This window comes from Alishewanella sp. BS5-314, from assembly GCF_025377695.1.
Classification (GTDB): Bacteria; Pseudomonadota; Gammaproteobacteria; order Enterobacterales; family Alteromonadaceae; genus Alishewanella; species Alishewanella aestuarii.
The window spans coordinates 2,010,765-2,031,392 of sequence record NZ_JACEHJ010000002.1 but is presented as its reverse complement, the minus strand read 5'-3'; the positions used below and the strand labels follow the sequence as shown (position 1 = coordinate 2,031,392).

Below are 20,628 nucleotides of genomic sequence, written 5' to 3'. Positions count from 1 at the left end.
GGGCACACATTCCTTGTTCAATTAATAACCACTGTTAAATATAGTTGCTTTGTTACCTACAGGACAAGAGCTAACACGAAATAAAAACCGGAGCTTAATGAATGTTACATCTGGCGCTATTTCAGCCACAAATCGCCCCCAATACCGGCAATATTATCCGTCTGGCCGCCAACAATGGCTGCCGCTTGCATATTATCGAGCCAATGGGTTTTGATTTTGAAGAAAAAAAGTTGCGGCGGGCCGGGCTGGATTACCATGATTTGGCCAATGTCAGCCGTTATCCGGATTATCCGCAGTTTTTAAGCGCCATGCAGGGGCGGCGGATTTTTGCGATCACTACCAAGGGGACGCGCTTTTATCATCAGGTTAGCTTTCAGCCGGACGATGTCTTGCTGTTTGGCTCGGAAACCAGTGGCTTACCGGACAGTGTACGCGATAGTCTGCCGGCAGAGCAGAAATTGCGGATCCCGATGCAGGCGGGCGCCCGCAGTCTGAATCTGTCGAACAGTGTGGCTATTGTCAGCTATGAGGCGTGGCGGCAGCTGGGATATCCGGGCGGACTTTAAAGGGCCCTTTCGCTGCCATGACTTAGTTGCTGTAAAAACTGATTAATGGCCGCCAGCACCTGTTGGCGGATCGCATCCTGCTCCATTAACAGCTCATGCCTGCCGCCATTCAGGCTATACAGCGCCTTGGGTAAAGCGGCGGGCAGTGCATCGAACCACTGCCGTTGTGCACCATTGGCCACCACCTTATCGGCACTGCCCTGTAGCAATAACAGCGGGGTCTGGCAATGTACTACATCCCGCCTGAGCTGGCGCATGGCCAGGATCGCCTGCACCAGCCACTGGCAACTGACACCGCCCAGTTGCAACTCTGGCTCACGCTGATAGCAATCGCGCAGCGCCTGATAGCGCGCCGGGCTGGAGGTTAAATCATTACCGGCAAAAGGCTTGGCCTGATAGGCTTGCTGGCCTGGGAAATAGCCAGCCTGAGCTGCTGGCTCAGCTCTGAGCTTGCGGCAATAAGCCAGCGCCAGGCCTTCAGCGACCCGGGTTGGCACAGGTCCGCTATGGATCCCCAACATCGGAGAGCAGAAGACCGCCGCATCAAAAAAACGCCACCAGCGCTGCCAGGGCTCAGCAGTGAGTAAACCCGCTGCGATGGCACAGCCCATAGAGTGGCCGAGCAGCAGATGCCGCTGATGGCCGCCAGGTTCAACGATTTGCTGTAAAAACTGTGCCAGATCCTGCTGATAATGCGCAAAGCTCTCGACATAACCGGGTTGCGGATCGGCCAGTAAGCGGCCAGAGCGGCCCTGACCGCGGTGATCGATGATATAAACACTGTAACCGGCGTTAACCAGTTCCAGCATCAATTCACTGTATTTAATCGCCGTTTCAATGCGGCCACTGCTGATCACCCAGGCCGTGCTGGCGGCGGGGTTACGATGATAGCTATAGGCCAGTGGCACATCGCCGCTACCGCTTAAAACGCCATGCTGCAGCTGCTGCCAGAATGGCAGCAAGCGGCTTTGCCAGTGCTCACTGAGGTCGGTTTCAGTGGCCAGTTGCTGAATATCGGGAAAAGCTTGAGTCATCGGCAGACAGGGTAACGGCTTGGTTCAGGTAAGGGGCAGTGTAACATTAATCTGCAAACCGCCACTACTGACATTGCTGGCGCTGACCTGCCCCTGATGCTGGCGGATGATCTGGGCCACAATAGCCAGCCCCAGACCAGTACCGCCGGTTTGGCTATCGCGGCTGTGGCTAACGCGGTAAAACGGCTGAAAAATTTGCTCCAGTTGGTCACTGGCCAAGCCCGGGCCCTGATCGCTGATACTCAGCTGTGCCTGAGTGTCATGCACCTTTATGGTGCAATTAATCTGGCTGCCGGACGGACTGTATTTCATCGCATTACGGACAATATTCTCCAGTGCCCGGCCCAGCAAACGGCTGTCGCCTTCCAGCCATAGCTGTTCGGGAGCCTGCAGCACCAGCTGTTGTTGTTTGGCATCGGCTTCCAGCTGATTAATACTCAGTACTTCCTCGGCCAGAGCGACCAAATCCAGCGGGTGACGCTCCAGTTGATACTGGCCGGCGTCCAGCTTACTGAAGGTCAGTAATTCATCCAGCATGGCTTCCAGCCGTTCCAACTCGCTTTTTAAGCGCGGCAACTGCTGCAGATCCTGCTGGCGCTCACTCAGCGCTATTGCCAGTTGGGCTCTGGCCAGCGGCGAACGCAACTCATGCGAGATATCCCGCATCAGCCGCTGCTGATTATGTAGCAGGGCACTGATTTGTTCAGCCATGGTATTAAAGCTACGGCCCAGCTGTCCCAATTCATCCGGGCGTCTGGCCAGCCGCTGCACCCGGCTATCGAGTTTGCCGCTGGCAAATTGCAGGTTTTGTTGCACCAGCTCGCGCAGTGGCCGCGAGATTGAAATGGCTAACGCAAAGCTGGCGGCCGCGGAGATCAGCACCAGCAGCAGGATCAGCAGCGGCTGTGACAGGCTGCTCAGGCGCCACCAGGGCTGCGCCGGCCGTTGTCGCAGCTGATATAGCGCCAGTTGCTGTTCGCCAAGCTGCAGCATAAAGGGGCCGGCCAGATGAGTATTATTATGGCGTAGCAAGCGTGGCCGGTTCAGCTGATTTAGCTCAGCCAGCCAGTTCTGGTTAAAGTTACGCGGCAGCAGTGCAGGCGTCAGCACTTGATTATCCGCCGTTTGCACCACCACCCAGCGTGCTTCGCCGTGCGCGGCCAGGCGCTGTAGCAGCTCAGCAGCGGATTGACTTTGCCGCAAGGGCTGTAGCTGTTGCTGCAGTTGCTGGATCACGCCGGGTGGTAGCCGCCGGATCTCGGTATCTTCCATCAGCTGGCGTGACAGCACTAAAGTTAAAGCCACGGTCAACAGCAATACCAGCCAGAACCAGAGGAAGATCCGGCCGGCCAGCGAGTTTAACGGGTTTAAGTGTTGCCAGTTCATGCGTTACCCTGCGTCAGAAATAAATAGCCACTGCCACGCAGGGTCTGGATTTTTTCGCTGTCGCTATGTTGCGCCAGCTTTTTGCGGATATTACTGATATGCATATCCAGACTGCGATCATACTGCTGCAGCCGCCGCCCCAACACCAGGCGGCTTAATTCATCCTTACTGACAATTTCGCCGGCGCGGCGCATCAGCTGCTCCAAAATCTGAAATTCCGTCGCGGTGAGTGTGACCGGCTGCTGATTACAGCTGACCTGACGGTTCTGACTATTGAGTTTAACGGCATTCAGCTCCAACACGCTGGCTTGCTGCGGCGCGTCTTGCTGTAATAATTCGATCCGGCGCAGGATAGCTTTGATCCGGGCTACCAGTTCGCGTGGATTAAAGGGCTTAGCCAGGTAGTCATCGGCTCCCAATTCTAAACCGAGGATGCGATCAATATCGTCACCGCGCGCCGTTAGCATCAGTACCGGGCAGTAGGGGCCCTGACGTAGCGCTTTCAGAACGGACAGGCCATCCAGTTTGGGTAACATCACATCCAGCAGGATCAGATCGCAGCCGGCGCTGGCGGCCTGTTGCAGGCCCTGCTCGCCGTCATGCACTGCCAGAAACTCGAAGCCATCTAATGCCAGATACTCCGCCACTAAGCGGGTCAGCTCAACATCGTCGTCAATCATCAGAATTTTCGGCATCTTATACCTCAAAGGTGATCACAATTGCAGTTTACGTGCTTGACTGGGCAATGTCAGGGCCTTTACAGAACCTTTACGCTGGCTTTGCGTTGCTTTGCAATAGCGGCGCTAAACTGAAAGCGTCAACCAAGCGGAGTGCAGATGATGAAAACGAATACCTTAATTTTGACCTTAAGTACTGTATTACTGTTAAGCAGCCCACTGGCGCTGGCGCATCCTGGCAAAGGCTGGCAGGGTGAGGGACAGCGGCATGAGCGAACTATGCTGCCATTAAAGCAATTGGATCTGAGTGCTGAACAGCGGGCACAAATCCAGAGTCTGATGCAGCAACATCGCGAAGCCCGGCAACAACAGCGTAATCCAGAAGCCATGCAACAGCTGCTGGACGCGCCACAGTTTGACGAGCTGGCGGCGCAACAACTGCTGGCACAGCGTGCAGAGCAGCGTGAGCAGCACCAGTTAGCGCGGTTAAAGTTACAGCATCAAATCCATCAGATTTTAACGCCGGAACAACGGCAGCAATTGGCAGAGCTGCGTAGCCAACGCCAAAGCGGCGAGGGCAAACCATGGCGTCAGCATTCGGGCGAGCGTAAAGAACGCAAAGCCCGGCAGCCGGCGAACGCGGGCTAAACGTCAACCCGCTCAGGCAGCTATTCTACCCCCAGCTCTTTCAGCTTGCGGGTTAACGTATTGCGGCCCCAACCCAGTTTGCGGGCCGCTTCCTGTTTATGGCCGTGTGTATAACGCAGCGCCTGTTCCAGTACAATTTTCTCAAAGGCTGGTGCGGCTTCGTCCAGAATATTATCCTGACCCGCTGCCAGGCGCTCGCTAACCCAGGCTGCTAATAAACTTTGCCAATCGGTATGGCCCTCCGCGCTACTCAGCTTTGGCTGAGTTTTCGGTTGCTGCAGTAATTCCGGCGGTAAGTCCGCCACCACGATATGCTTGCCACTGGCCATCACGGTTAACCAGCGACAGGTATTTTCCAGTTGCCGCACATTGCCCGGCCAGTCAAGCCGGGTCAGCACCTGCTCAGCTTCCTTACTTAGCGTTTTGGCTTCCACATTCAGCTCGGTCGCCGCTTGCTGTAAAAAGTGCCGCGCGAGTTTACCGATATCTTCGCGGCGATCTTTCAGGGACGGCAGATGAATACGGATCACATTTAAGCGGTGGAATAAGTCTTCCCGAAACTTGCCCTGCGCGGCCAGTTGCTCTAAATCCTGGTGTGTCGCGGCAATGATCCGCACATCGACGTTTACCGGTTGATGGCCACCGACCCGGTAAAACTGGCCATCGGCCAGCACCCGCAGCAGCCGGGTTTGTACGTCCAGCGGCATATCGCCGATTTCATCCAGAAACAGGGTGCCCCCATCGGCCTGCTCAAAGCGGCCTTTACGGGCATTCTGGGCACCGGTAAAGGCGCCCTTTTCATGACCAAAGAGCTCAGACTCGATCAGATCCTTCGGGATTGCGGCCATATTCAGCGCGATAAAAGGCTGTTCATGCCGTGGACTGTGCTTATGCAGTGCCCGCGCCACCAGTTCTTTACCGGTGCCGGACTGGCCATTAATCAGCACACTGATACTGGAACGGGCCAGGCGGCCGATGGCTCGAAACACTTCCTGCATCGCCGGCGCTTCGCCAATAATTTCGGTACTGAGCAGCGGTGCTGCCGGCTGCTGTTTGGCGCGCCGGTTTTTGCTGTGCTCCAGCGCGCGGCTGATCAGGCTGACGGCATCGTTAACGTCAAAGGGTTTCGGCAGATACTCGAAGGCGCCCCGTTTAAAAGCGTTGACCGCACTGTCCAGATCCGAATGCGCCGTCATAATGATCACCGGCAGTTCCGGGCTCAGTTGCTGTAAACGGCTTAACAGTTCCATCCCATCGGTACCCGGCATCCGGATATCGGATACCACGACCGCCGGCTGTTCATATTCCAGCCGCTGTAACATCAGATCGGCTGAGGCAAAACTTTCGCAGTCAATGGCACTGCGGCTCAGCGCCTTTTCCAGTACCCAGCGAATAGAATTATCATCGTCAATGATCCAGACATCCTGTTTCATGGTGCTTCCTCATAGTCTGAAATTGGCAGATAAAGCATAAAGGCGGTGTGACCGGGCCAGCTTTCGCAGTCGATCCAGCCACATTGTTGATGGATCAGGGTTTGCGCGATGGACAGACCAAGGCCGGTGCCGCCGGCTTTGCCGCTGACCATCGGATAGAATAGGGTATCGCGGATCTCCGCCGGGATCCCCGGCCCGTTATCAATCACTTTAATACAGGCGACCAGTTTGTATCTTTTGCCGTGCAGGGTGTGCTGCGACAGAATACGGCTTTGCAACGTAATATCGCCGCCGTCCTGCAATGCTTGCTGGGCATTACGCACGATATTCAGCAGCGCCTGCTGTAACAGCTCAGGGTCAAAGTAAAAATCCGGAATACTGGGATCATAGTCGCGGTGAAAGCGGATCGGCGCTGGATTATCAATTTGCGCCAGTTGCAGTACCTGCTCGGCCATCTGATGTAAATTGCTCAGGATACGCTGCGGTGGCCGGTACGGGCCCAGTAAGCGGTCCACCAGATTGCGCAAGCGGTCGGCCTGGGCAATGATTAGCTGGGTGTACTCTTTTTGTTCGTCATTCAGCGACTCTTCCAGCAATTGTGCCGCGCCACGCAGACCGCCGAGCGGGTTTTTAATTTCATGTGCCAGATTGCGTACCAGCTCGCGGGCAGCCAGATGCTGATGTTGTTGCAGATTTTCCATACTAATCTTGCGCTGCTGCTCGACTTGTCGCAGTTCCAGCAACAACTGCGGCTGTTCCTGCTCCAGCAGGGTTACCGCAATATCCAGCAGTAACAGGCGGCCGTCGATAGTCACCGCCTGTACATCGCCAACACTAAAGGATTGGCGGTGCAATAAAGCATTGTGTAAGTGGCTGGCTTTTAAATCCAGATGCTGGAATAAGGCCGGAAAATAATGTTGCGCCAGACGTTTTTCGCCCAGCCCTAATACCGCACAGCTGGCGGTATTGAAATAACAAATCTGTAACTGGCTATCCAACACCAGTACTGCAGTGGTGAGCTGCTCGGTCAAGCCCTGGCTGCTTGCGTGTGCTGTCATACCCCTCCTTTGCACCAAATTGGTGCTTATGAGCGGCAGTTTAGCCCGACTGAAGTCGGATTACACTGGCTTTGCACTAATTTGGTGAAATTATGCTGGCCCGATGCAAATAAAAGGTTGTGACAGGACTTACTGCAATTAGCTTGCCGTTTTGGTCGAGGAGTTCTAATTGAATAGTATGGGCGCCGCGGTCAACATCGCGTAGTACAAAGACGGCGCTGTTTTGTGGCTCGCCATAAGCCAGACCGTCGAATACCAGCCGCACTCTGAAGCCGCGTTGAAAACGCGGTGTGATCCGGCCTTCAATATAAACTGAGCCAGTGTTGTCGCGCACCGTACCTTGCTCTTCCGGCTGGATAATACTGACTTTAAAAGGTTCGGGTTCGGCGGGCTTTTTATCTGGCATCCGGGTATCCACCGGATCCATCAGATTGGGGCGCACAGTCAGGGTAATTTCTTCGGCACCGGGGGTTGGACTATCGGAGAAGATCACTACGCCATTGGCATCGCGGGTCACATAGATACGTTTTTCCTGAGCCGCTACGAAGCCGTGCAGCGCAAGTAAAGTTATCAGCAGTAGCAGTGTCCGCAGTTTCATGGTTACCATGCCTAAAATGTCATCCTGACGATCAGATTAACTTTAGCTGGAAAGCGTTAACTTTTCTACAAAAAAAAGCTCACCGGAGTGAGCTTTTTGTTTTAATACTAAGGAATTAGTAACGCTGGCTTGCCGCCATTTACTTAAACGCTGTAGTACAGTTCGAATTCCAGTGGATGTACTGCCATCGATACTTTGCGGGCTTCGGCGCGCTTGATAGCGATGTAAGCATCAATCATATCGTCTGACATTACGCCGCCCTTGGTGAAGATGGCGCGGTTCTTATCCAGCTCGTTCAGGGCCTCATCCAGCGAGGTAGCAACCTGTGGAATGTTAGCTGCTTCTTCTGCTGGCAGATCGTACAGATCTTTATCCATCGCATCGCCTGGGTGGATCTTATTCTGAATACCGTCAATACCGGCCATTAACTGGGCAGCAAAGGCCAGGTATGGGTTAGCGGCCGGATCCGGGAAACGACACTCAATACGACGGGCTTTGGCGCTTGGTACCAGCGGGATCCGGATTGACGCAGAACGGTTACGGGCAGAGTAAGCCAGCATAACCGGGGCCTCAAAGTGCGGAACCAGACGCTTGTACGAGTTGGTTGACGGGTTGGTAAAGGCGTTCAGCGCTTTAGCGTATTTGATAATACCGCCGATGTAGTACAGCGCCAGCTCAGATAAACCGGCATATTTATCACCAGCAAACAGGTTGACGCCGTCTTTAGCCAGTGACTGGTGACAGTGCATACCTGAACCGTTATCGCCTACCAGTGGTTTTGGCATAAAGGTAACAGTTTTGCCATACAGGTGTGCCACGTTATGGATCACATACTTTAACTGCTGAATTTCATCGGCTTTTTTGGTTAAGGTATTGAAACGGGTCGCGATTTCGTTCTGACCGGCAGTGGCGACTTCATGGTGGTGGGCTTCGACTACCTGACCCATTTCTTCCAGTACCATACACATGGCGCTACGGATGTCATGGCCTGAGTCTACCGGTGGTAACGGGAAGTAACCGCCTTTAACGCCCGGACGGTGGCCCTTGTTACCCTCTTCGTAAGCCGTACCTGAGTTCCAGGCGGCTTCAGTAGAGTTAATCTTAAAGAATGAGCCCGACATATTGGTTTCGAAACGAATATCGTCGAACATAAAGAATTCTGGTTCCGGGCCAAACAGCACGGTATCGGCAATACCGGTTGACTTCAGATAGTCTTCGGCACGTTTGGCGATAGAACGTGGATCGCGGTCATAACCTTGCATGGTGCTTGGTTCAATGACGTCGCAGGTGATATTCAGCGTGGTTTCTTCAAAAAACGGGTCCAGCACGGCAGTGGTTGGGTCCGGTAACAGGATCATGTCTGAGTCATTGATACCTTTCCAGCCCATGATAGAAGAACCATCAAACATCTTGCCGTCTTCAAAGGTGCTCTCTGAGATCTGGCTGACCGGTACCGTTACATGCTGCTCTTTACCTTTAGTATCGGTAAAACGCAGGTCAACAAATTTAACCTCGTTCTCTTTGATTAATTTCAGTACGTTTTCTACAGACATGTATTCCTCCAAGTGACCCATTTTGAGCAAATATCCGGTTGGTTGCCCTGTTAAATGCCAGATATATGCCAATATCTTAAGATGTTGTATTTAATCGGTTTAATTTGCAAGGCTGCTGCGCCAAGCCTTAGTGTTGCACCAACTTGGTGCGCAAGCGCTTCATAATGGTGCTAAAGCTAACCCGTTTCAGTGTAGTCAATTATCGGCGGCGAAAAGGGGCTGCCGAAAAAAAATACCGAAATGCTTGCAGGAGTTTTTTGTTTCGGCGCGAAAACAGAGTAGAATATGCGCCCTTTAGTTTTTATTTGCGTTCGCCTGGTGGTCATTCTGGTCATCTAGTGCCACACAGAGGATAGTTATTCATGAGCGTCACAGCGTCATCCATCGACAAGCTTCGTAATATTGCCATTATCGCCCACGTTGACCACGGTAAAACTACTATGGTTGATAAGCTGTTGCAGCAATCCGGTACCCTGGATTCGCGCGCCAAGCTGCAGGAGCGGATCATGGACTCCAATGCTCAGGAATCTGAGCGGGGTATTACCATCCTGGCAAAAAATACGTCTGTACGCTGGAATGGCTATCAGATCAATATCCTGGATACCCCTGGCCACGCCGACTTCGGTGGCGAGGTAGAGCGGGTACTCTCTATGGCAGACTCGGTATTACTGCTGGTTGATGCCGTTGAAGGCCCGATGCCACAAACCCGCTTTGTGACGCAAAAAGCCTTTGCCCACGGTTTAAAGCCAATCGTCGTTATCAACAAAGTTGATAAGCCGGGTGCACGGGTCAACTGGGTTATCGATCAGGTATTCGATCTGTTCGACAACCTGGGCGCCTCAGATGAGCAACTGGATTTCCCAATCGTGTATGCCTCAGGCTTAAACGGCTGGGCATCGTTAGAAGCCGATGTGAAGAAAGACGATATTACTGATCTGTTCGAAGCCATCGTGAAATACGTTGAGCCACCGAAAGTTGAGCTGGAAGGCGAAACTCAGGTGCAGGTATCGCAACTGGATTACTCCAGCTACTTAGGCATTATCGGTATCGGCCGGATTAAGCGCGGTACTTTAAAGCCAAACCAACAAGTGACCATTATTGGCGCGGACGGTAGCAAGCGTAACGGTAAGGTTGGTCAGGTATTCGGTTATTTAGGCTTAGAGCGGCATGAAACGCTGGAAGCCACCGCTGGGGATATCGTGGCTTTTACCGGTTTAGGTGAGCTGAAAATCTCTGATACCATCTGTGCCCCAAGTAAGGTTGAAGCTTTACCGGCGTTACAGGTTGATGAACCGACCGTAACCATGACCTTCCAGGTCAATACCTCGCCGTTTGCTGGTAAAGAAGGTAAGTTTGTCACCTCGCGCCAGATCCTGGAGCGCCTGAACAACGAGCTGAAGCATAACGTGGCACTGCGGGTAGAAGAAACTGAAGATGGCGATAAATTCCGTGTTTCAGGTCGCGGTGAACTGCACCTGGGCGTATTAATTGAAAATATGCGTCGCGAAGGCTTTGAATTAGCGGTATCACGGCCGGAAGTGATCATGAAAATGGTCGATGGCGTGAAGCAGGAACCGTTTGAAGTGGTCACCATCGACGTGGAAGAGCAGCATCAGGGCTCAATCATGGAGAAGATGGGTGAGCGTAAGGCCGAAATGACCGATATGCAACCGGATGGCAAAGGCCGGATCCGGATGGATTTCGTGATGCCAAGCCGTGGTTTAATCGGTTTCCGTACCGAGTTTATGACGCTGACTTCTGGCACCGGTTTGATGTACCACACCTTTGATCACTACGGTGACTTTAAAGGCGGTAACATCGGTCAGCGTAACAATGGCGTACTGATCTCTAACGCTACCGGTAAAGCGCTGGCTTATGCACTGTTTACGCTGCAGGAGCGTGGTCGCTTGTTTACCAGCCATGCTGACGAAGTGTACGAAGGTCAGATTATCGGTATTCATAGCCGCAGCAACGACCTGACCGTTAACTGTTTAAAAGGTAAGCAGCTGACTAACATCCGGGCTGCCGGCACCGACGAAGCCTTAACCCTGACGCCACCGATCAAGCTGACGCTGGAAAGCGCACTGGAATTTATCGATGACGACGAACTGGTTGAAGTGACGCCAAAATCGATCCGCATTCGCAAAAAGCACCTGACCGAGAACGAGCGTAAACGCGCCAGCCGTCAGTCAGAGTAAGCGCTTTGCTGTGACATAACAAAGCCCCGCTTAACGCGGGGCTTTGTTTTATCGGCGCTAACAACAAGGCTTTAAGGTGCCACCATCCGTAGTAACAGGCCACACAGATAGGCGCCATAGGTGCCCAGGCCATAACCGAGGATCGCCAGCAGTACACCCACCGGCGCCAACGATGGATGAAAGGCGGCAGCGACCACCGGTGCCGACGCGGCGCCACCGACATTCGCCTGGCTACCTACCGCCATATAAAACAGCGGCGCCTTAATCAATTTCGCCACCAGTAACATCAGGCCAGCATGAAAGGCCATCCAGACGATACCGACCAAGAACATCAGTGGGTAGTCCAGAATGGCGGTCACATCCATATGCATACCGATAGTCGCTACCAGGATATACAAAAAAGCACTGCCGACCTTGGAGGCGCCTACTGCCTCGAGTTGTCTGACCCGGGTTGCGGACAGGATCAGGCCAACGGTGGTGGCTACCACCACCAGCCAGAAGAAGGTACTGGCCAGGCTATAGTCTGCCAGCACCGGTGCTTCGCGGCCAATCCAGGGCGCAACGATATCGGCAATTAAATGTGAAAAACCGGTCACGCCAAAGGCGACGGCAAAGATCAGCATCAGATCATGCATGGTCGGAATGCGCGCATGCTGAGCCTGATAATTCTCGATCTTCTGTTGTAGATGACGAATAGCACTGGTGTCGGCACCGGTTTTCTGGTCGAAATAGCTGGCGCGACTGGCCATCAGCAACAGCACCGCCATCCAGACATTAGCCACTATGACATCCACGGTAATCATCACCGAGAAAATGCTGCCATCAACTTCAAACACTTCTTTCATCGCGGCCTGATTGGCGCCACCACCAATCCAGCTACCGGCGATAGTACTCATGCCACGCCAGATATCACCGCCCAGTGCTTCCGGGTACAGGCTACCCAGCATCAAAAGTGCCAGTGGACCGCCAATAATAATCCCCAGGGTGCCGGTAAGAAACATAATCAGCGCTTTCGGGCCAAGGCCAATAATGGCTTTAAAGTCGACACTCAGCGTCAGCAATACCAGACTGGCCGGTAATAAATAGCGCGATGCCATCTTGTACAGGGCCGAGCCTTCCCCATCAATGATGCCAAAGCTGTTTAACAGTGACGGAATAAAGTAGCAAAGTAGCAGGGCAGGGACATAACGGTAAAAAGCCTTACAGTAGCGGTTAGCACTGTGACTGGTATAAAACACCAGCCCCAGGATCAGCGCCAGCAGGCCAAGAACGACGGCATCGTTGGTGATCAAAACAGTGGTTTCTTGCATATATTATTCTTTTTAGCTCAGAAATGGGCGCCAGAGCGAGTTCAGGCGCTGGGGTGTTGCTAGTGTGCCGTAAAAAGGTCACAGCTGGCAATCTTTCTGCCGCGTAGCTGTCCCGCCTGGTCGCAGCCTGGGCCATTGTCTGCTACCCTACACCGGGTATCGCTATAGCTGTTATGGTTAAAAAGCCGAACTTAAGTTGATACTTATCAAATCCGCAAAGACGGATCCTCAGTATGATAATCAGGGCAGACCAGCGTTAGCCGGCAACGGCCAGCGGCCCTTACTACAATGCAGGAGTGTTCGAATGAATAATATTAACCGTCGTAACTTTTTCAAAATCTCAGCCGGTACCGTCATTGGTATGACGCTGGGCGGTGTCACGCTCAGAGCCTTTGCCGCTGAGCAATTAAAGCTGGATGACCCTTTAGCGGCAGCGATGCGCTATACCCACAAGTCGGAAGTGGAAGGTCAGAAATGCAGTAACTGTAACCTGATCCAGGGTGAGGACGGCCAGGAATGGCGGCCTTGCGCCATTTTCCCAGGCAAATTAGTCGCCTCAGAAGGCTGGTGTGCTGCCTGGGTGAAAAAGGTTTAAGCTAACGCCTTGAGGATAAACGCCGGCCTGCTGCCGGCGTTTTTGTGTGCGCCGCGTCTAAACTTCAGTGTTGCGTTGGGGTTTACGCGAAACTCAGGGTAAATTTAAATGCCGACCGCCATCCAGCGCCAGTACCCGTCCGGTCAGATAGCGGCTGTCCAGAATATAGCGTACTGCTGTTACCACTTCCTGTGCCCCAGGTTCACACTGTAACAACGACTTTTGCAAAGCCTGCTGTTTATATTCCTCGGCATCACCGGCATTAAACATCAGTAGCGCCGGCGCTATGGTATTAACTTTAATCTTTGGTGCAAATTGCCGTGCAAAAGACAGGGTCAGGTTCTCTAGCGCGGCTTTGGACGCTGCATAGGCAATATGTTTGCTACTGCCAACACAGGCCACAAAATCACTCAGCTGAATAATATCGGCCTGCTCACTGAGCTGCAGTTGTGGCTGCAGCGCACGATTAAGCAAGTAGGGCGTACGGGCATGAATTTGCTGCAAATAATCAAAGCTTTCTGCTTCTGCTTGCAGTTGCGCCAACAAGGAGTCTGCAGTTGCCGGCGGATCCTTGCGCCAGTCCGAGGCATTATGGATCAGCGCCCGCAGTGGACCAAGCTGCTGCAGCTGGCTGATAAAATCCGCCAGGCTATTTAGATCGGTCAGATCGCATTGGTAGGTTAGCACGCCGGCGGCTTTAAGTTGTGCCAGCCCCGGTCGCTCACTACGGTAGCTGGCCACCACTTGATAACCGGCCTGTTGTAGGTCTAACGCCAGTGCCAGGCCAACACGCTGCGCGGCTCCGGTGATGACGATAATGGGTTTATGCATAGGAAATCCTTGGTTAATTGCCTGAAGTTTTGACGGTCAGGCAGGCGTAGCAGCAAGTATATACTTTACGCTTACTGCCGTGGATCCCTGCGTAAGGATTGCTGCTGTCATAAAAAAGACACACTTAGCTGTTAAGTTGCCGCCAGTTTCACTCCGATGCAGGTCCTCACTATGTTTAATTTCTCTACCATCGCCAGCCGGGTGCTGGTGTTGGGACTGGTACCCCTGGGTTTGTTGCTGCTGGTTTTGGTGGCATCTTTTCAGGCCGCTAACAGCAAGGACCAGCTGTTTAACCGCCTGTATCATGAACACCTGGCGATCCTGTCTGGTGTTATGCAAAGTCAAAAAATTCTGCAACAGCAGGCGTTTAGCGAGGTGCAGCAATATAAATCCGGCTGGTCTTCGGCCGAGGCGACCCGTAGCAGCGTGCAGGCGCTACTGGCTGAAGCTGCGACGCAATGGCAAGGTTTTAGTGAGCAGCGTACGATAAAATCGCCGGCGGATGAAGAGGCTTTTGCCGCGCTGGACGCGGCCTTTGCCAAAGCCGTTAAACACTATCAGGATTGGATAGGCTTTGTCGGTGACGATGCGCTGCTAATCAAAATTTTGAATGATTCCAGCATTAATAACGAATTTAAACAGCAGATTGCCCCTTTTGCTACTCTGGCTGAGCAGTTTATTCAGCAGCAAATCGATGCTGCGGCTGAGGTGCGGGATGCCTCTGAGCAGCTAACCGGGCAGATGCTGTTGGTGTATCTGGTTGGCGGCGCCTTGCTAACCGCCTTTGTGTTATTGCTGATTTGGCAAACCCGCCGCGCGGTGAATAAGCCGCTGACCCGGCTGCGTGATCTGTTGTTACAACTGGAACAGCAAGCCGATTTAACCTTACGTGCCGACGAACGTGGCCGTGATGAGATTGCCGAAGCGGCCCGGGCACTGAATTTAATGCTGCAGCGTTTTGCTGGCCTGCTGCAACAGCTAGGCGGCAGTGCGCGGGAGCTGAGTAGTCAGGCGACGCAGGTGTCCGGCATTAGCGACCAGGTGAATAATGGTGCTGCGGACCAAGCCCGGTTAGCGGATCAATTATCTGACGCGGTCAGTGAGATGATGCAGGCACTGGATCGGGTGGCCAGCCATACCGGCTCGGCCAATCAGGTCAGTCAGAATGCCAGCGCTCTGTGTCAGCAGGGCCAGCAGGTAAGCCAGAAGAGTATGCACAGCGCCGAACAGTTGGCGCAGCAAATGGCTGCCGCCGCCAGGCTGATGCAACAATTACAGCAAGACTCCGGCAAGATCTCCGGTGTGCTGGAAGTTATCGGCAAGATCTCGGAGCAAACCAACTTACTGGCGTTAAATGCGGCCATTGAGGCGGCACGCGCCGGTGAGGCCGGTCGCGGCTTCTCAGTGGTTGCCGATGAAGTACGTACCCTTTCCGCCAATACCAAGCAGGCCACTGAGTCGATCCGGCAGATGATTAGCACCCTGCAACAACAAGCGGATAGTGCTTGCTCCAGCATTGCCCAGGCCGATGTACAAGCGAAAGACAGTGTCGAGCAGGCCAGGGCAACCGAGCAGCAATTCCGGCAGTTGGCAGCTGAGGTTGCTACACTCAGTGATATTAATCAGCAAATTAGTCTGGCAGGTAATGAGCAGCAGCAAACGGCCGGCCGCTTTGTGTCAGGTATTGCGGCCATGCATCAGGCCAGCCAGCAATTGCATCAGGGCGCCAGTCAGTCGTCGCAGGCTGCTGAAGAACTCACCGCGCTGGCGGCAGAGTTAGAGCGTGGCTGGCAACAATTTCGCACTAACTAAGAAAAAATTTTCTATTGTCATATTGCTGAAATAAAAAGCAAGCAGACTAAGCCGGTACAAATTAAAACGTCCACTTTGAGGAATGATTAAATGAAAATCAAAAACTTAACTAAACTGGTTCTGGCCACTGCCGTATCACTGAGCTTTGCCGCTCAGGCGCAAGCTACCCGCGATACTATTCAAATCGCCGGTTCATCAACTGTACTGCCGTTTTCTTCTATCGCTGCTGAAGAGTTTGGTAACAGCTTTGCTCAGTTCAAAACACCGGTTGTTGGTTCAGGTGGTTCTGGCGGTGGTTTACGTCAATTCTGTCAGGGCGTTGGCACTAACACTATTGATATCGCTAACTCATCACGCGCTATCCGTCCTGCCGAGCTGGACAGCTGTAAAGCCAATGGTGTGACAGAAGTTATCGAAGTGAAGATCGGCTACGATGGTATCGTCTTTGCGTCACGCATTGATGCCGGTACTTTTGCTCTGCAGCCGGTGCACGTATTCCTGGCTCAGGCCGCTCAGGTACCACAAAATGGCCAGATGGTTGCTAACCCATACACTCGCTGGTCACAAATCGACAAGTCACTGCCAGATCAGGCAATTCTGTTAGCTATCCCTGGTTCAAACCACGGTACCCGTGAAGTATATGAAGAGAAAGTGATTCTGGACGGTTGTAAGACGCTGCCAGAAGTAAAAGCCATGCCATCTGCTGACCAGAATAACTTCTGTTTAGCGATGCGTACTGACGGCCGTGTAGTTGAAATCGCTGGTGACTACACTGAAACTCTGGCCCGTTTACAGGCCCAGAAAGATGCAGTCGGTGTATTCGGTTTAAGCTTCTATGAAAGCAACCGTGACCGTATTAAAGTGGCTACCGTAAGCGGTATCGTACCAACTATCGATAACATTATCGCGGGTACTTACCCGGTATCTCGCCCGCTGTTTTTCTATGTAAAAGGCCAGCATATCGGCGTGATCCCAGGTCTGCAGGAATATGCTGAGTTCCACGTGTCTGAAGCGACTTCAGGTTTTGGTAGTCCACTGGAAGCTGCAGGTCTGATCCCACTGGCTGATGCTGAGCGTGCTGAAGTTCTGCAAACTATCCGCAGCAAAAAATCTCTGTAATATCCGATATTACGCTAAGGCGCCTTAGGGCGCCTTTTTTCGTTTGCGTCACTTTGTCATAAAAGTGCAATCTTGATACTTTAAGCTAGTATCAGTGGATTATCTGACGATCAGTAGCGGAGCACTGATGAATAACTTGTCACTTATAATTATTTTGCTGGTATTGCTGGCGGTAGCCTATCAGCTAGGCATGCAGCGCAGCCGTAAACTGGCTGGTGGCCAGAATAGTGCCAGCCTGCACTCACGGCCCCATCATTACGGCATGATGGTTGGGCTTTGGGCGGTACTGCCGCCGTTGTTTGTGATGCTGTTGTGGAATTGGTTTTCGCCGGCAGTGATCCAGCAACTGGTGTTGGCATCCTTACCCGCTGAGGTTCTGAACAGCGGTGAGCAGGCACAGGTAATACTGCGTCGTATCAGCAATCTGGCCACCAACTTTGCGGTATTAAGCGAAGCGGCGGATTGGGAGATTAGTGCGGCTAATTATCTGACCGCGCTGCAGCAAAAAAGTACGCTGTTACTAACGGCGCTGATGTTTATTATCGGTGCTTTGGGTTTGCTGGTCAGTTATCAGAAAATCCGGCCGTCATTACGCGCCCGGCATCAGGTCGAGAAAGCCTTAATGGCGACCTTACTGATCTGTTCAACCATCGCAATTTTAACCACTATCGGTATCGTGCTGTCGATGGTTGGCGAAACGCTGAAGTTTTTTAGCTTTATTAAGCCCAGCGATTTCTTTTTTGGTACCACCTGGAATCCGCGTTTCTCCACCGCTGGTGTTGCCGACGGCTCCCTGACCGGGAGTCAGGGCAGCTTTGGTTTATTACCATTGTTATCAGGCACTATGCTGGTCGCCGGTATTGCGTTATTAGTGGCGATTCCACTGGGTTTAATGGTGGCTATCTATATGGCCGAGTATGCGCCGAAAAAGGTGCGTGACACCGTAAAACCTATTATCGAGGTATTGGCCGGTATCCCGACCATTGTCTATGGCTTCTTTGCTTTAGTGGTGGTAGGGCCCTATTTAGCCGATTTGGGGCAGATGCTGGGACTTACCATCCGCGCTACCTCTGCCCTGACTGCCGGTGTGGTAATGGGAATTATGATTATCCCTTTTATCTCCTCATTATCTGATGACATTATTACTCAGGTACCCAAAGCGCTGCGCGACGGCTCCTTAGGTTTGGGTGCGACTAAGTCCGAAACTATCCGCAAGGTAGTACTACCTGCAGCATTGCCTGGGATCGTTGGCGCCGTATTACTGGCAGCCAGCCGCGCCATTGGTGAAACTATGATAGTAGTGCTGGCGGCAGGTAACAGCCCGTCGTTAACTGCGAACCCCTTTGAAGCCGTATCGACGGTAACCGTAACCATTGTGAACCAGTTAACAGGTGATAATGATTTTGCCAGCCCGCAATCATTAGTGGCCTTTGCGCTCGGTTTAACCTTGTTTGTGATTACCCTGTTACTGAATATCGTCGCTTTGGTGATCGTCCGTAAATACCGTGAACAATACGAGTAATAGCTTATGAAAACTGTGCAGACTTCTGCGTCTTCAACTTATAGCGCCAGCCCGGTACAGCAGCAGGTAGTGCGCTCATTAAAGAAAAGGCACCGTCAGGAAAAGCTATTTCGTTTTGCCGGTATGACGGCGGTAGGCATCAGCTTACTGTTAGTCGCCTTACTCTTTATCAATATCTTCTCTAAAGGCTTACCGGCGTTCTGGCAGCATGGTATTGAGCTGGAGATCCACTTTGACCCGGCAGTGGTCAAGATCAGTGAACAACCGGTGCTGCAGGCCGGCGAATCGCCACAGGCTTTTGAGCAACGGCATCTGGCCTGGCGCTCTGAAGTCGGGATGGTCAATTTTAACCGCTTAATTCAGGATGCCCTGCTAAAGGTGATTCCGGACGGCGCGCAGCATCGGCGGGATTTGGCGCGTATTGTGACCTCAGGCGAGCGTTTTGCGCTGCGGGATAGAGTTATTGCTAACCCCGCTATTATCGGGCAAACCCAAAAGCTGTTTTTATTAACCGATGCCAATATTGATGTCTGGTTAAAAGGCAATATCGATCGCAGCTTACCGGATGAGAAGCAGCAGTTAAGTCCAAAGATGCGGGAGTGGGTTGAAAGTCTGAAAGCGGAAGGCGTGATTCAGAATCGCTTTAGCTGGGCCCTGTTTATGAACCCTGATTCACGCAGCTCACTGGCCTCGGCCGGCCTGGCCGGTGCCTTTATGGGCTCGCTGTATATGATGCTGATAGTGATCCTGCTGGCGGTGCCAATGGGCGTGGCAGCTGCGATTTATCTGGAAGAATTTGCACCGAAAAATAAGTTTACCGATTTGGTGGAAGTGAATATTAACAACCTGGCTGCAGTACCTTCTATTGTATTTGGTTTACTGGGTGCCTCGATCTTTATCGGCTGGTTTAATCTGCCGATGTCAGCCCCCTTTGTTGGTGGCCTGGTATTGAGTTTGATGACCTTACCCACGGTGATTATTGCGACCCGCTCGACGTTAAAAGCTATTCCGCCGTCAATTCGTCAGGCAGCTTTAGGCCTGGGGGCGTCAAAAACTCAGGCGGTATTTCACCATGTGTTACCGCTGGCCATTCCAGGCATCCTCACCGGTGCCATTATCGGTGTCGCCCAGGCGCTGGGTGAAAGTGCACCTTTACTGCTAATTGGCATGAAATCCTTCGTCGCTTCAGTGCCGTCCAGCGCGATGGAACAGTCTACGGCGCTACCGGTACAGATTTATTTATGGCAGGGTAATGAGCTGCGGAATTTCTTTGAAGCCAGAACCTCAGCCGCCATTATTGTGTTACTGGGATTAATGCTGACCTTAAATGGTCTGGCAATCTGGTTACGTCGTCGTTTTGAAGTGCGTTGGTAACAGTTGGCCCGCCTAACCGTTTTTGAATACAGGAATTAAGTATGACTACTGCAAAAGTTAATGAAGCCGGCCAAAAAATTAAAATGACGGCCCGTGATGTCAAAGTATTTTACGGCAGCAACCAGGCCATCCACGGCGTGGATATGGATATTGTGGAGAATGAAGTGATTGCCTTTATCGGCCCGTCAGGCTGTGGTAAATCGACCTTTTTACGCTGTTTAAACCGGATGAACGATACCATCGACAGCTGCCGGGTAACCGGAGAAATTGCACTGGATGGCCAGGATATTTATGCGCCGTCACTGGATGTGGTGCAGCTGCGGGCTCAGGTCGGTATGGTGTTCCAAAAGCCTAACCCTTTCCCGAAATCGATTTATGAAAATATTGCTTATGGCCCGAAGTTACATGGTTTGGCCAGCAAAAAATCGGATCTGGATGATGTGGTTGAATCCAGTCTGCGCCGCGCCGGTTTATGGGATGAAGTTAAAGATCGTTTAAATCAACCGGGTACCGGTCTGTCAGGCGGTCAGCAGCAGCGTCTATGTATCGCGCGTACTATCGCGGTCAGCCCGGAAGTGATTTTAATGGATGAGCCGTGTTCAGCGCTGGATCCTATTGCGACCTCAATTATCGAGGAGCTGATCACCGAGTTAAAGCAGAACTTTACTATCGTGATTGTGACGCACAATATGCAACAGGCGGCGCGGGTATCAGACCGTACTGCGTTCTTCCACCTGGGTAATCTGATTGAAATTGGTGGTACCAACGACGTCTTCACCAACCCGACACAGAAAAGAACCGAAGACTATATTACCGGTCGTTACGGTTAAGTTTTTGTTTTATCTCGCTATCTCCAAAGGCCGGTTATCCGGCCTTTGTCATAAAAGCTTCATGCAAGAGCCACATTACTGACA

Annotated in this window: 18 protein-coding genes; 9 read left to right on the top strand and 9 right to left on the bottom strand. The window is 52.4% G+C overall.

All coding sequences use genetic code 11. The features are described from left to right. Positions 1–101: 101 nt before the first annotated feature. Positions 102–566: a tRNA (cytidine(34)-2'-O)-methyltransferase gene (locus tag H1D31_RS13960; protein WP_008606980.1), complete on the top strand. Its 465-nt coding sequence runs from the start codon at positions 102–104 to the stop codon at positions 564–566. On the opposite strand, the gene H1D31_RS13955 is transcribed toward H1D31_RS13960, so the two are convergent. From H1D31_RS13955 to H1D31_RS13945, 3 genes are read right to left on the bottom strand one after another with little or no spacing between them, the layout of a single operon-like run. Beyond that, positions 563–1,600: an alpha/beta fold hydrolase gene (locus H1D31_RS13955; protein ID WP_008950083.1), complete on the bottom strand. Its 1,038-nt coding sequence runs from the start codon at positions 1,598–1,600 to the stop codon at positions 563–565. The two genes, H1D31_RS13960 and H1D31_RS13955, sit on opposite strands and share 4 nt — an antisense overlap. A 24-nt stretch (positions 1,601–1,624) precedes the next feature. Further along, positions 1,625–2,986 (bottom strand): ATP-binding protein, encoded by a 1,362-nt coding sequence (locus H1D31_RS13950; protein ID WP_261259402.1) that lies wholly within the window; start codon positions 2,984–2,986, stop codon positions 1,625–1,627. After that, a complete protein-coding gene (locus H1D31_RS13945; RefSeq protein WP_008950082.1) occupies positions 2,983–3,681 on the bottom strand; it encodes a response regulator in 699 nt (232 codons plus the stop codon). The genes H1D31_RS13950 and H1D31_RS13945 overlap by 4 nt, the downstream gene beginning before the upstream one ends. Positions 3,682–3,822: 141 nt before the next feature. Between H1D31_RS13945 and H1D31_RS13940 the strand changes: the two genes are divergently transcribed. Beyond that, complete coding sequence (locus H1D31_RS13940; protein WP_238534552.1) at positions 3,823–4,311, top strand: Spy/CpxP family protein refolding chaperone; 489 nt, start codon at positions 3,823–3,825, stop codon at positions 4,309–4,311. Between the two features lie 20 nt (positions 4,312–4,331). On the opposite strand, the gene glnG is transcribed toward H1D31_RS13940, so the two are convergent. From glnG to glnA, 4 genes are all read right to left on the bottom strand, one after another. Then, on the bottom strand, positions 4,332–5,744 hold the full coding sequence (gene glnG / locus H1D31_RS13935) for a nitrogen regulation protein NR(I) (RefSeq protein ID WP_008606986.1): 1,413 nt from the start codon (positions 5,742–5,744) through the stop codon (positions 4,332–4,334). Beyond that, entirely contained in the window at positions 5,741–6,802 is a 1,062-nt protein-coding gene (gene glnL / locus H1D31_RS13930) for a nitrogen regulation protein NR(II) (protein WP_261259400.1), read from the bottom strand. The genes glnG and glnL overlap by 4 nt, the downstream gene beginning before the upstream one ends. Before the next feature lie 76 nt (positions 6,803–6,878). Next, on the bottom strand, positions 6,879–7,400 hold the full coding sequence (locus tag H1D31_RS13925) for a DUF4124 domain-containing protein (protein WP_261259399.1): 522 nt from the start codon (positions 7,398–7,400) through the stop codon (positions 6,879–6,881). Positions 7,401–7,543: 143 nt separating this feature from the next. Next, positions 7,544–8,953 (bottom strand): glutamate--ammonia ligase, encoded by a 1,410-nt coding sequence (glnA, locus tag H1D31_RS13920; protein ID WP_261259398.1) that lies wholly within the window; start codon positions 8,951–8,953, stop codon positions 7,544–7,546. 362 nt (positions 8,954–9,315) lie between these two features. On the opposite strand from glnA, the gene typA reads away from it, so the two are divergent. After that, complete coding sequence (gene typA, locus H1D31_RS13915; protein WP_065955674.1) at positions 9,316–11,151, top strand: translational GTPase TypA; 1,836 nt, start codon at positions 9,316–9,318, stop codon at positions 11,149–11,151. Positions 11,152–11,222: 71 nt separating this feature from the next. Here the strand turns inward: typA and H1D31_RS13910 are convergent, their stop codons facing one another. Next, a complete protein-coding gene (locus tag H1D31_RS13910) occupies positions 11,223–12,461 on the bottom strand; it encodes a DUF819 domain-containing protein (RefSeq protein WP_261259396.1) in 1,239 nt (412 codons plus the stop codon). A gap of 304 nt (positions 12,462–12,765) precedes the next feature. Between H1D31_RS13910 and H1D31_RS13905 the strand changes: the two genes are divergently transcribed. Then, positions 12,766–13,056, top strand: coding sequence for a high-potential iron-sulfur protein (locus H1D31_RS13905; RefSeq protein ID WP_008606996.1), 291 nt, complete (start codon positions 12,766–12,768; stop codon positions 13,054–13,056). Between the two features lie 93 nt (positions 13,057–13,149). On the opposite strand, the gene folM is transcribed toward H1D31_RS13905, so the two are convergent. After that, a complete protein-coding gene (gene folM / locus H1D31_RS13900) occupies positions 13,150–13,887 on the bottom strand; it encodes a dihydromonapterin reductase (protein WP_261259394.1) in 738 nt (245 codons plus the stop codon). A 171-nt stretch (positions 13,888–14,058) separates the two neighbouring features. Here folM and H1D31_RS13895 point away from each other — a divergent pair, with 171 nt between their 5' ends. From H1D31_RS13895 to pstB, 5 genes are all read left to right on the top strand, one after another. Then, complete coding sequence (locus H1D31_RS13895; protein WP_261259393.1) at positions 14,059–15,699, top strand: methyl-accepting chemotaxis protein; 1,641 nt, start codon at positions 14,059–14,061, stop codon at positions 15,697–15,699. 90 nt (positions 15,700–15,789) lie between these two features. Next, positions 15,790–16,818: a substrate-binding domain-containing protein gene (locus H1D31_RS13890; RefSeq protein ID WP_008607000.1), complete on the top strand. Its 1,029-nt coding sequence runs from the start codon at positions 15,790–15,792 to the stop codon at positions 16,816–16,818. Positions 16,819–16,945: 127 nt separating this feature from the next. Beyond that, on the top strand, positions 16,946–18,340 hold the full coding sequence (pstC, locus tag H1D31_RS13885) for a phosphate ABC transporter permease subunit PstC (protein ID WP_065956568.1): 1,395 nt from the start codon (positions 16,946–16,948) through the stop codon (positions 18,338–18,340). 6 nt (positions 18,341–18,346) lie between these two features. Next, the gene (gene pstA / locus H1D31_RS13880) at positions 18,347–19,714 is read left to right on the top strand and encodes a phosphate ABC transporter permease PstA (RefSeq protein ID WP_008951176.1); all 1,368 of its coding nucleotides are present in this window, start codon (positions 18,347–18,349) and stop codon (positions 19,712–19,714) included. Positions 19,715–19,755: 41 nt separating this feature from the next. Continuing rightward, a complete protein-coding gene (pstB, locus tag H1D31_RS13875; protein ID WP_008607008.1) occupies positions 19,756–20,544 on the top strand; it encodes a phosphate ABC transporter ATP-binding protein PstB in 789 nt (262 codons plus the stop codon). The last annotated feature ends 84 nt before the right edge of the window (positions 20,545–20,628 follow it).